Annotated in this window: 10 protein-coding genes and 2 tRNA genes; 2 read left to right on the top strand and 10 right to left on the bottom strand. The window is 67.5% G+C overall.

Translation table 11 applies throughout. The features are described from left to right. The 3 genes from B3K53_RS01215 to B3K53_RS01205 form a co-directional block, all read right to left on the bottom strand. Positions 1–89, bottom strand: an 89-nt coding sequence (locus B3K53_RS01215; RefSeq protein WP_286949210.1) for a hypothetical protein, incomplete at its 3' end; no start/stop codon positions are given. Positions 90–149: 60 nt separating this feature from the next. Further along, positions 150–223 (bottom strand) — tRNA-Gly (locus B3K53_RS01210). A gap of 94 nt (positions 224–317) precedes the next feature. After that, a tRNA-Tyr gene (locus tag B3K53_RS01205) sits at positions 318–401 on the bottom strand. Positions 402–549: 148 nt separating this feature from the next. On the opposite strand from B3K53_RS01205, the gene rlmB reads away from it, so the two are divergent. Together rlmB and B3K53_RS01195 are read left to right on the top strand one after the other, a co-directional pair. Then, complete coding sequence (gene rlmB, locus B3K53_RS01200) at positions 550–1,425, top strand: 23S rRNA (guanosine(2251)-2'-O)-methyltransferase RlmB (protein ID WP_292082174.1); 876 nt, start codon at positions 550–552, stop codon at positions 1,423–1,425. 93 nt (positions 1,426–1,518) lie between these two features. Then, on the top strand, positions 1,519–2,361 hold the full coding sequence (locus B3K53_RS01195) for a TerC family protein (protein WP_292082172.1): 843 nt from the start codon (positions 1,519–1,521) through the stop codon (positions 2,359–2,361). Between the two features lie 42 nt (positions 2,362–2,403). Here the strand turns inward: B3K53_RS01195 and B3K53_RS01190 are convergent, their stop codons facing one another. The 7 genes from B3K53_RS01190 to B3K53_RS01160 form a co-directional block, all read right to left on the bottom strand. Beyond that, entirely contained in the window at positions 2,404–3,129 is a 726-nt protein-coding gene (locus tag B3K53_RS01190; protein WP_292082170.1) for a 2OG-Fe(II) oxygenase, read from the bottom strand. A gap of 14 nt (positions 3,130–3,143) precedes the next feature. Continuing rightward, positions 3,144–4,853 (bottom strand): methionine--tRNA ligase, encoded by a 1,710-nt coding sequence (gene metG, locus B3K53_RS01185; RefSeq protein ID WP_292082181.1) that lies wholly within the window; start codon positions 4,851–4,853, stop codon positions 3,144–3,146. A 226-nt stretch (positions 4,854–5,079) separates the two neighbouring features. Next, complete coding sequence (locus tag B3K53_RS01180) at positions 5,080–6,426, bottom strand: MATE family efflux transporter (protein WP_292082169.1); 1,347 nt, start codon at positions 6,424–6,426, stop codon at positions 5,080–5,082. 65 nt (positions 6,427–6,491) lie between these two features. Further along, complete coding sequence (locus tag B3K53_RS01175) at positions 6,492–6,890, bottom strand: DUF1489 family protein (protein ID WP_292082167.1); 399 nt, start codon at positions 6,888–6,890, stop codon at positions 6,492–6,494. Positions 6,891–7,062: 172 nt separating this feature from the next. Next, positions 7,063–9,054 carry an acetyl/propionyl/methylcrotonyl-CoA carboxylase subunit alpha gene (locus tag B3K53_RS01170; protein ID WP_292082165.1) on the bottom strand — a complete coding sequence of 664 codons (1,992 nt, stop codon included), beginning with the start codon at positions 9,052–9,054 and terminating at the stop codon, positions 7,063–7,065. A gap of 9 nt (positions 9,055–9,063) precedes the next feature. Continuing rightward, a complete protein-coding gene (locus B3K53_RS01165; protein ID WP_292082164.1) occupies positions 9,064–9,966 on the bottom strand; it encodes an enoyl-CoA hydratase-related protein in 903 nt (300 codons plus the stop codon). A gap of 126 nt (positions 9,967–10,092) precedes the next feature. After that, positions 10,093–11,685, bottom strand: a complete 1,593-nt coding sequence (locus B3K53_RS01160) for a carboxyl transferase domain-containing protein (RefSeq protein WP_292082163.1) — start codon at positions 11,683–11,685, stop codon at positions 10,093–10,095. Between the last annotated feature and the right edge of the window lie 33 nt (positions 11,686–11,718).

Here is an 11,718-nt window from a genome sequence, read left to right as displayed (position 1 = left end):
GCCGTCAGCGTCGTCTGGCCGTGGTCAACGTGACCGATCGTGCCGATGTTGCAGTCCGGCTTAGTGCGTTCGAACTTTCCCTTGGCCATGGCCAAACTCCTGTGGCCCGGGTCCAAGGACGGAGGGGCGCTTTTGTCAGATCAAAAACCTGGAGCGGGTAGACGGGATCGAACCGACATCCTCAGCTTGGAAGGCTGCTGCACTACCATTGTGCTATACCCGCGCGAAGAATGCGTTGCCCCAACCTCGCGAGAGACTGGCGTTTCCGCACCCGATTCCTTTTCAGGGTTCCCGTCCTCTCGGCCTCGAAACGCGCGTGGTGGGGGAAGAAGGACTCGAACCTTCGAAGCTTTCGCAGCGGATTTACAGTCCGCCCCCTTTGCCACTCGGGACATTCCCCCAGCGCGCGTTTTCAAAACCGGTCTGGAATACGCAACACCACGATCTTTCGATCATTTTTGTCGCGAAAGCCTTCGTGTCCGGCGACGCCTGCTTTAGAGGAAGCGCCTGACCCGAAGCCCTGGGGCCCAAATCGGAGGCCGTCTTATAGTGTCGTCATTTTCAGAACGCAACGACCGGAAACCCGGTAAAAAACAATCTTTCCACAAGCGTGGAGAAAACCGTCCCGAGAAGGGTCGATCGGCTGCGTCGGCAGGTCGTTCCGGGGGAGATTCCGCCTCCAAGCCCCCGCGCGGCAAGGCCGATGCGGATAATTTTATCTGGGGCCGCCATCCGGTTCTGGCCGCTCTGGCCAATCCGACCCGCCGCGGAACGGGCCGTTTGATGGTCACGGAGGACAGAGCCGCTGAAATCGAACGGGAAAATCTGGCGAACGGCCACCGAATCGAGGTGATCGATTCGACCGCCCTGGCCCGAATGCTGCCCGCCGGCGCCGTTCATCAGGGCATGGTCTTCAAGGTTCAGCCGCTGGAAGGCGTGTCGCTGGAAGAGATCGCCGAAGACGCCCAGGGCGTGATCGTCATGCTGGATCAGTTGACCGACACCCAGAACGTCGGCGCCATCTTCCGTTCGGCCCTGGCCTTCGGCGCCAAGGGCATCGTGGTGCAGGACCGGCACTCGCCGGCCCTGGCCGGCGCCTTGGCGAAGGCGGCCGTCGGCGCGACCGAGCGCCTGCCCTGCGCCCGCGTCACCAACCTCAGCCGCGCGCTCGAGAAACTGGCCGACATGGGCTGGCGCGCCGTGGCCCTGGACGGCGCCGCCGAGCAGACGCTGGAGGAAGCCCTCGATTCGCGTCCGACCGTCCTGGTCATGGGCTCCGAAGGCGACGGCGTGCGCCGCCTGGTGGCCGAGCACTGCGACGTCCTGGCCAAGATCCCCATGCCCGGCGGCTTCGAAAGCCTGAACGTCTCCAACGCGGCGGCCATCGCCCTCTATGAAGCCGCGCGCGCGCAGCGCGCCGGCTGACCGGATCGCTCCCGCCGGTCACAGACTGGCGGGAGCGTGACTTTGCCGCTGCGGCGTCTTGGCGCAGCCCGGCCCGGGGCTTAAGAAACCCGGATGGAATTCCTTTCAGACCCCCATCTGCTCAGTCAGGCCTCCGCCCTCGGCAAGGTTCTGATGATCGATCTCGTTCTGGCCGGCGACAACGCCGTCGCCGTCGGCCTGGCCGCCGCCGCCCTGCCCCAGGAACAACGCCGCAAGGCCATCCTGATCGGTCTGGCCGCCGCCGTCGTCATGCGTATCGGTCTGGCCCTGATCACCGTGCAGCTTCTGGCCATCGTCGGCCTGCTGCTGGCGGGCGGCTTCCTGCTGCTGTGGGTCTGCTGGAAGATGTGGCGCGAACTGCGCGAGCAGGCCACCCACGACCAGGCCGAGGCCGAGGCCGAGATCGAACGGGCCATGGCCATCGAGCACGGCGGCGGCCCCTCGCCCGAGGAACTGGGCCTGAAGCGCAAGACCTTCGGCGCCGCCCTGATCCAGATCATGATCGCCGACCTGACCATGTCGCTGGACAATGTGCTGGCCGTCGCCGGCGCCAGCCATGACCACCCCTGGATCATGGTCTTCGGCCTGATCCTGTCGATCGCCCTGATGGGTCTGGCCGCCAGCTTCATCGCCAAGCTGCTGAACCGCTATCGCTGGATCGCTTATGTGGGTCTGGTCATCGTCCTGTACGTCGCCCTGCACATGATCTGGGACGGCGGCCGTTCGGTCATCGTGCGCACCGGCCACGCCGACCAGTTCAACGCCTCGGCCCCCGCCTTCCTCGACATCGGCGCCGAGGAGCAGGCCAAGCACATGAAGCACGCCGGCGCCGGCAGCAAGGACGCTACCCCCGCCGCCCTGCCCGGCGCGCGGGAACAACGAAGCGCGCCGCCGGAGACGGCGCCCGCGCACTGACCCGACAACAAAAGGCCCGGAGCAATCCGGGCCTTTTCTCTTTTACTGGGTCAGCGCTTCGTGTCCGCGCAGCCAACCCGTGACTGAAATCCGGTCCTCCCCGGCTGAAAGGGCGACCTGGGTGACCGAATGGGGCGTCGGGACCCTGAGCAGGTTCAACGTGTTGAAGCAGGGCGTGAAGGCTTCGGCCACGTTGCCGTCATCGCCATGGAAAGCCAGCAATCCGCCCCAGTCGATCCGCCAGACCGGCGTCAAGTTCAGCACATAGGCGAAATAACGGTTCTTTCCCTCGGCGTGATCGTCATGCTCGGTGAGGAAGTGCCCGGCGCGGAAACGGGTCAGTTGGGCGTCGGCCAGGGCGATGCGCGGCTCGTCCGTCAGGTCGCGCATGAGGTCCAGAAAGGCCTCGCCGTTCAGGAAGGCCAGCAGATCGGCCCAGATCGGCGCCGCCTGGCCCGCCTGAACCAGGTCGAAGACCGGGTGGTTGTCATACAGATACTGGAAGCCGTCCGTGGCGGCGGACTGGATCGCCTGACCCAGGGCCTGCTTCTGTCCCGGCTGAAGCGAGGCCAGCCAGGCGCCCGGCAGGTCGACATGGCCCGTCCCGCGCCGGGTCACGACGTTATAGTCCGTCTCGCAGGCCGCCGCGTGCAGGGCCTGGGCCGAGGCCGGCGACAGGATATCCCGAACCTGGGCCCGACCGCTCGCCGCGAGACGCTCGCGCACCGCCGCGCGCCGGTCCGGGGACAGGTCGCTCAAGGCCGGCATACGCGCTCCCGCCGTCACCCCTCGGCGCCGCCGAAGCGTTCTGTCCATTCGGCGACCTGGGCGTCCTCGATCTTGGCGAACAGGACGGCGGCGGCGGCGACCGTCTGACCGGCCGGAACCAGGTTCAGCAGGTCGGCCTCAGCCTCCGGCCACGACAGATCCGTCGCGCCGACCGTGGCGCCGATGCGTTCGGCGCTGCCGGGCATGAAGGGTACGGTGATGCGGGCGAACAGGGCGACCAGCGACAGGCCGGTGCGGACGACGACGGCGGCGCGGTCGCGGTCGGTCTTCAGCGCCGTCCACGGGGCGGCTTCCTGAAGGTACTCGTTGCCCAAAACCCAGAGGGCGCGCGCGGCCTGAGCCGCCTTGCGGAACTCCATGGCCTCGAACTCGGCGGTCAGGGTTTCCAGACCCGCCTTGATGTCGGCGGCCAGCTTGATCTCCAGGGGACCGGCCTCGCCGCCCTCGGGCACGACGCCGTCGAACTTGGATTCCGTGAACTTGACGATGCGGTTGACGAAGTTGCCCAGCACGTCGGCCAGGTCCTTGTTCGTCGTCGCCTGGAACTGCTCCCAGGTGAAGGCGGCGTCGGAGTGTTCCGGCCCATAGGCCGTCAGGTGCCAGCGCCAGTAGTCGGCGGGCAGCAGCTCCAGCGCCTGATCCATGAAGACGCCGCGGCCCATGCTGGTCGAGAACTTGCCGCCGTACCAGTTCAGCCAGTTGAAGGCCTTGAGCTGATCGACCGTCTTCCACGGCTCGCCCGAGCCCAGGATGGTGGCGGGGAAGCTGACGGTGTGGAAGGCCACGTTGTCCTTGCCCATAAACTGGACGTAGCGCACGTCGTCGGCGCCCTCGTCCAGACGCCACCACGAGCGCCAGTTTCCGCCGGTGGCTTCCGCCCACTCCTCGGTCGCGCCGATGTATTCGATGGGGGCGTCGAACCAGACGTAGAAGACCTTACCCTCCATACCCGGACGCGGGCCGCCGTCGGGACCGACGACCGGCACGCCCCATTTCAGGTCGCGGGTGATGCCGCGGTCGATCAGGCCTTCGTCCAGATGCTTGTAGGCGATGGAGCGGGCCAGGGGCTGCCAGCCCTCGGAACGGGCGTCGACCCAGGCGCGGACGTCGTCGGCCACCTTGGTCTGAAGCAGATAGAGGTGGCGTGTGTCGCGGACCTCCAGATTGCGGCTGCCCGAAACCGCCGAATAGGGGTTGATCAGGTCGGTCGGGTCCAGCAGGCGGCCGCAGTTGTCGCACTGGTCGCCGCGCGCCTTCTCATAGGCGCAGTGGGGGCAGGTTCCTTCGACATAGCGGTCGGGCAGGAAGCGGGCGTCGTCGATCGAATAGATCATCCGGTCGACGCGCTCCTCGATCAGGCCGCGCTCTTCCAGCACCTTGGCGAAGTGCTGGGTCAGGCGCTTGTTCGGTTCGTTGGAGCTGCGGCCGAAGACGTCGAAGGACAGGCTGAAGGCCTCGCCGGCCTTCTTCTGAACCTCATGCTGTTCGTCGCAATAGGTGCGGACGTCCTGACCGGCGGCGGCGGCGGCCAGCTCGGCCGGGGTGCCGTGCTCGTCGGTGGCGCAGACATAGAGGACGTCATGGCCGCGCCCGCGCATGAACCGCGCCCAGACATCGGCGGGTAACATCGACCCGGCCAGATTCCCAAGGTGCTTGATGCCGTTGATGTAGGGCAGCGCCGAGGTGATGAGGATGCGGGCCATGGTCGTCCAGTCTGCGGGAGGAAGCAGACGGATATAGAGGGCGAAACCCGAGGCGTCACCCACTTCGCCTCTCCCTCCCCTTCATGGGGAGGGTGGCTGAGGCCGTCAGGCCGAGGTCGGGTGGGGGCGGCCAGGCGGATCAAGCGCCGTGTTCTGTATCACCTCGCCCTCCCCACCCGGTCGCTAAGCGACCACCCTCCCCATGAAGGGGAGGGAGAAAGCGGGATCAGGCTGGAAGCCGCCTGGCGATCCGCACGAAGCGCCCGGTCAGCAGCGCGCCCGAGATCAGGCTGGCCACGATGACCGACCAGACCAGACCATCGACGCCGATCTGGTGTGCCAGCCACCAGCCCAGCGGGATCATGATGACGCCGTAGGACAGCAGGTGCATCAGCGTCGGCCAGACCACATCGCCCGCCGCACGGTTGGCCTGGGCCGCGACCACCTGCTGGGCGTCGGCGACAAAGAACAGGGTCGCCAGCACCAGGGCCGGGGCCGCGATGGCCAGGATGGCCGGATCGGTCGTATAGGCGCTGACCACCAGAGGCGCGGTCAGCCACAGGCCGATGGCGATGATGAAGGCCAGAACCGTCACCACGCCGATGCCCGCCAGACCGCCGCGCATGACCCCGGCCTTGTCGCCCGCGCCATAGCTGCGGCCCACCAGAACCGCCGTCGCCGACGACAGGCCCATGGGCACCATGAAGACGATGGCGGAGACGTTGATGACGACCGCCCAGCTGGCGGTCTCGGCCGCGCCCAGTTGTCCGGCGAAGACGGTCATGGCGGCGAAGGCCCCGACCTCGATGAAGTTGGACGAACCGGCCCCGACGCCGACCTTGACCTGCTCGCGCTCGACCGCCTTGTCGCGCTTCGGTTTGTTGAACAGGCCCCATTCCCTGGCCTCGGGCAGGCGCAGGATGAAGATGACCAGGAAGACGGCCAGAGCCATACGCGCGCCGAAGGTGGCCCAGGCCGAGGCGACCGCCCCGTCCGCGCCCAGGCCCAGCATGTCGGGCACCAGCACAATGTTGAGCGCCAGATTGATCAGGTTGGCCACCCACATGGCGACCATGCCGGCCTTGGGTCGATGCAGTCCCTCAAGGAAGAACTGGGCCGCCACCGAGACCAGATAGAAGGGCATCGACAGGGCGAAGATCATCAAGACCGGCGAGGCGCCCTCGCCCAGTCCGTCTTCCAGCCCCATGTGGCGCAGGCCGAACGGCCCCAGCGCCATCAGGGCGATCATGGAAACGAAACCGATCTGCATGGCGTAGACCATGCCGCGACGCAGGACCGCGCCGACCTCGTCCTTGCGGCCCTCGCCCAGCAGACGGGCGGTCATGACCTGCACCCCCATCATCAGGCCGACCGCCGTGGTCAGGACGACCGACGACGGCGCCCAGGCCAGGGAGTGATAGGCCAGTTCGCGGCTGGCGTAGTGGCCGACGACGATGGCGTCGGTCAGGCCCATGGTCATGATGCCCAGACGCGCCATCACGACCGGCCAGGCCAGCTTCAGCAGCTCGGAAAGGGTCTCGCGGGTCTTGAAGCTGAGCAGGGCTTTGGTCATCGGAGCCGGGACAGGCCACGACGGCGACCAAAGGTCAACACTTGCGGACTAATGCCACAAAAGGGTCACCAGGCGCCCAGTTCGCGCAGCTCGCGCGCCAGGTCGTCGGGCAGATCCGTCGTCTCGGCCACGGACAGGTCCGACGGCGCGTCCTTGGGCTCGAAATAGCGCCAGCCCTGGAACGGCCGCCGGCCCAGGGGCGCGGTGCGGATGACAGTGCTGTCCAGCCTGATCTCGCAGCGGCTTTCCTTGCCCTCGCCGACGGTCGTGATGTCGAGGATGCGCTGACGGCAGGTCACCGATCCCTTCATCACCCAGTAGAGCGAGCCGCCGTCCTCGATCTCGGCGGCGCGCTTGGGTGTCATCCGGGTGTGGACGATGCGCCAGTCGGAACGCCCGGCGTTCGCTTCCAGCGTCTCGACCTCGGATACGCCGACGCAGAGCTTGATCATGTGAAGGGGCATGAGGGTGCAGATAGTCTCTTGGGTGAATCGGCGAAACCGCCTCTTCCGTCGTTCCGGGGCCGCGCAGCGGAACCCGGGACCCAGACGGCGGATCTGATCCAGCCCTGTCAGTGTTTGAAGCCAAGGCCTGGGTCCCGGATCGGCCTGAAGGCCGTCCGGGATGACGGCAGGGTTAGTCCGCCGCCTTGACCACAGCCAGAACCGCGCCGTCCACGACCTGATCGCCGAGGGCGACGTTAAACTCGGCCACCACGCCGTCGAAGGGCGCGGTCAGGGCGTGCTCCATCTTCATGGCCTCCAGCACCACGACCGGCTGGCCCTTGGTCACGACGTCGCCGGCCTTGGCCGGCGCGGCGACGATCTTGCCGGGCATGGGCGCGCGAAGGCCGCCGTCAGAGGCGGAGCCGCCCGCGCCCGCGCTGGCCTTGCGACGGCGGAAATCGATGACGTCGCCGTCGTCGAAGACCACGATGCGTTCGGCGTCGGGGGCGAATGCGGTGACGACCTCGCCGTCGACCACGACCAGGTCCGTCTCGCCATAGACGCGGGCGGTTTCGCCGCCCACGCCGACGTCGAAGCTCGACTGACGTCCGTGCCAGCCCGGCTCGCCGGTGAGGGTCACGTCGTGATGCTGATCGCCGTGGTGCAGGGCCGTGCGCGACTGGGCCGCGCCATTCATGCGGAAGCCGAACAGGCCGGCCCGCCACGGCGCCAAGGCCTTGTCCTCGACGTCAAAGGCGGCGGCGTCGGCACCAAGTCCGATCAAACCGGCGGCCGCGGCGACAGCGCGCGGGCTGCCCTCCAACTTCAGCAACTCGCCCTCCTCCGCCGCGATAAAGCCCGTATCCACGTCGCCCTCGACGAAGCGCGCGTGGTCCAGGCAACGGGCCAGGAAGCCGGCGTTGGTGCGGACGGGCCAGACCTCGACCTCGCGGCAGGCGTTGGCCAGGCGGGCTGCGGCGGCTTCGCGGGTGTCGGCGTGAACGATCAGCTTGGCGATCATGGGGTCGTAGAACTGGCTGACCTCGCCGCCCTGCTCGACGCCGGTATCAACGCGAATGTCGTCGGGCAGGACGAAGTGATCCAGCCGCCCGATGGACGGCAGGAAGCCGTGGGCCGGGTCCTCGGCATAGAGGCGAGCCTCCATGGCCCAGCCCTTCATCGGGATCTCTTCCTGCTTCAGCGGGATCGGCTCGCCCGCCGCGACGCGCAGTTGCCATTCGACCAGATCGACGCCGGTGATGCTCTCGGTCACCGGGTGCTCGACCTGCAGCCGGGTGTTCATCTCCATGAACCAGATGCGGTTGGCCTTTAGCCCGTCGGAGGCGTCGGCGATGAACTCGATGGTCCCCGCGCCCTGATAGTTCACGGCCTTGGCGGCGCGCACGGCGGCGGCGGTGACGGCCTCGCGCGTCGCCTGATCCATGCCCGGCGCGGGCGCCTCCTCGATCACCTTCTGGTGGCGGCGTTGCAGCGAGCAGTCGCGTTCATGCAGGTGGACGACATTGCCGTGGCTGTCGCCAAAGACCTGCACCTCGATGTGGCGCGGGCGGGTGATGTAGCTCTCGATCAGGACGCGCGGATCGCCGAAGGAGGACTGGCCCTCACGCTGAGCCGAAGCCAGACCGTCGGCGAAGTCTTCGGCCCGGTCGACCTTCTTCATGCCCTTGCCGCCGCCGCCGGCGACGGCCTTGATGAGGACCGGGAAGCCGATGCGGTTCGCCTCGGCCGTCAGGGTCTCGACCGACTGGTCCTCGCCCTGATAGCCGGGGGTGACGGGCACGCCCGCCTCGATCATCAGCTTCTTGGCCGCGTCCTTCAGGCCCATGGCGCGGATCGAGGACGGCTGCGGGCCGATCCAGACAATGCCCGCCTCCATGACCGCCTCGGCGAAGTCGGCGTTCTCGGACAGGAAGCCGTAGCCGGGGTGGATGGCCTCGGCCCCTGTCGCCTTGGCCGCCGCCAGCACCTTGGCCGCATCCAGGTAGGATTCACGCGCCGCCGCCGGGCCGATCAGCACCGCCTCGTCCGCCTCGCGCACGTGCAGGGCGTTGGCGTCGGCCTCGGAATAGACGGCGATGGTGCGCAGGCCCATGCGGCGAGCGGTGCGGAAGACGCGGCAGGCGATCTCGCCGCGATTGGCGACCAGGACGGACTTGAACATTCGGCTACCTTATTGCGCCCAGTTCGGCGCGCGCTTGTCGAGGAAGGCGCGGACGCCTTCCTGGCCTTCTTCCGAAACGCGGGCGCGGGCGATGCGCTTGGCGGTCTCTTCCAGCAGGCGATGGTCGATGGCCTCGCCGGCCACGTCGTTCACCAGACGCTTGGCCTCGCCCATGGCGCCGGGCGCGCAGGTCGTCAGGCTGTCGGTCAGCATGGAGATGAACTCGTCCACCGAACCTTCCGGCAGAACCAGGTCGATCAGGCCTGCGTGGGCGGCGTAGTCGGCGTCGAAGATGTTGGCCGTCAGGAACAGCTGGCGAGCGCGGCGCGCGCCGACAGCCTCGATGACATAGGGGGCGATGGTCGCCGGAATCAGGCCCAGCTTGACCTCGGAGAAGGCGAAGCGCGCCCCCTCGACCGCCACGGCCATGTCGCAGGCGGCGACGATGCCCGCCCCGCCGCCCATGGCCGCGCCCTCGACCAGGGCCACCGTCAGGGCCGGCACGTCGTGCAGGGCCTTCAGCATTTTCGCCAGACCCATGGCGTCGTCGCGGTTGTCGGCCTCGGACCAGTCGGCGGCGTCGCGCATCCAGTTCAGGTCGGCGCCCGCGCTGAAGGTGCCGCCCGCGCCGCGGATAAAGACCACGCGCACCCGGTCGGCGCCCTGCAGGGTCTCGAAGGCTTCGAACAGGGCGGCGATGGTGGCCGCGTCGAAGGCGTTCTTCTTCTCCGGCCGGTTGATGGTGACGAAGACCACGCCCGACGGCAGGGCGTCGATCTTGACCAACTCATTGTCCGCGTCCGGCGCCGGATCGGCGACGAAGGGATGGGCGATGGCGTTCATCTCGACCGCCTCGGCGTCGGTGACGTCCAGGGCGTTCAGGTCTTCTTCGGTCGGCTTCTGGTCGGTCATTCTGATCTTCTTTCCTTGTCATCCCGGACACGGCGAAGGCGTGATCCGGGACCGCACAAAACTCTAACGCCTGACGTCTCTGGCGGTCCCGGATAATCGCTGCGCGATTTCCGGGATGACGACCAGTTACATCCGGAAGACGCCGAAGGTCGTCTCGGGGATCGGGGCGTTCAGGCTGGCGCTGATGGCCAGGCCCAGGACGTCGCGTGTCTGGGCCGGGTCGATGACGCCGTCGTCCCACAGGCGGGCGGTGGCGTAATAGGGATTACCCTCGTCCTCGTACTTCTGGCGGATCGGCGCCTTGAAGGTCTCGGCCTCTTCCGGCGTCCAGGTCTCCGCGTCGCGGTGAACGGTGGCCAGGACGCTGGCCGCCTGCTCGCCGCCCATTACGCTGATGCGGCTGTTGGGCCAGGTGAAGAGGAAGCGCGGGGAATAGGCCCGGCCACACATGCCGTAGTTGCCGGCGCCGAAGCTGCCGCCGATCAGGACGGTGAACTTGGGCACCTCGGCGCTGGCGACCGCCGTGACCAGCTTGGCGCCGTGCTTGGCGATGCCCTCGGCCTCGTACTTGCCGCCGACCATGAAGCCCGAGATGTTCTGCAGGAAGAGCAGCGGTATCTTGCGCTTGCAGGCCAGTTCGATGAAGTGCGCGCCCTTCTGGGCGCTCTCGCTGAACAGGACCCCGTTGTTGGCCAGGATGGCCACGGGCTGGCCCCAGATGCGGGCGAAGCCGCACACGAGCGACGTGCCGTACAGGGCCTTGAACTCGTCCAGCTCCGAACCGTCGACGATGCGAGCGATGACCTCGCGCACATCATAGGGGGCGCGGACGTCGTCGGGGATGATGCCGTAGAGTTCGGCCGGGTCATAGGCCGGGGCGCGCGGCTCTCGCACATCCAGCGGCTGGGGCTTGCTGGTGTTCAGATTGGCGACGATGGAGCGCACGATCTCCAGGGCGTGTTCGTCATTCTCGGCCACATGATCGACCACGCCGGACTTGCGGCCGTGGGTCTCGGCGCCGCCCAGTTCCTCGGCCGAGATGACCTCGCCGGTCGCGGCCTTCACCAGCGGCGGACCGGCCAGGAAGATGGTGCCCTGATTGCGCACAATCACTGTCTCGTCGGACATGGCCGGCACATAGGCGCCGCCCGCCGTGCAGGAGCCCATGACGCAGGCGATCTGCGGGATCGACTTGGCCGACATCCGCGCCTGATTGAAGAAGATGCGGCCGAAATGGTCGCGGTCCGGGAAGACCTCGGCCTGGTGCGGCAGGTTGGCCCCGCCCGAATCGACCAGATAGACGCAGGGCAGGTTGTTCTGCTCGGCGATCTCCTGCGCCCTCAAATGCTTCTTCACCGTCATGGGGAAGTAGGCACCGCCTTTCACCGTCGGGTCGTTGGCGACGATCATGACCTCGCGGCCCGAAACTCGGCCGACGCCGCAGATCATGCCCGCGCCGGGCGCTTCGTCCCGATACATGCCGTTGGCGGCCAGTTGGCCGACCTCGAGGAAGGGCGAGCCGGGGTCCAGCAGGCGCTCGACCCGGTCGCGCGGCAACAGCTTGCCTCGCGCCACATGGCGGTCGCGGCTGGCGTCGGAGCCGCCGCGCGCGGCCTTGGCCACCTTCTCGTAAAGCTCTTCTCGCAGGGCGCGATTATGCGCATCCAGCGACTTGAAAGCAGGACTGTTGCGATCGACAGCAGAAATCAGCTTGGGCATGCCCCAAGGTTTAGGAGGCTTCCGCCTCGGGTG

Origin of the sequence: Brevundimonas sp. UBA7506, from assembly GCF_002479495.1 — a bacterium.
GTDB lineage: Bacteria > Pseudomonadota > Alphaproteobacteria > Caulobacterales > Caulobacteraceae > Brevundimonas.
Note: the sequence above shows the minus strand (reverse complement) of the source record. Positions and strands in the feature narration are given on the sequence as shown.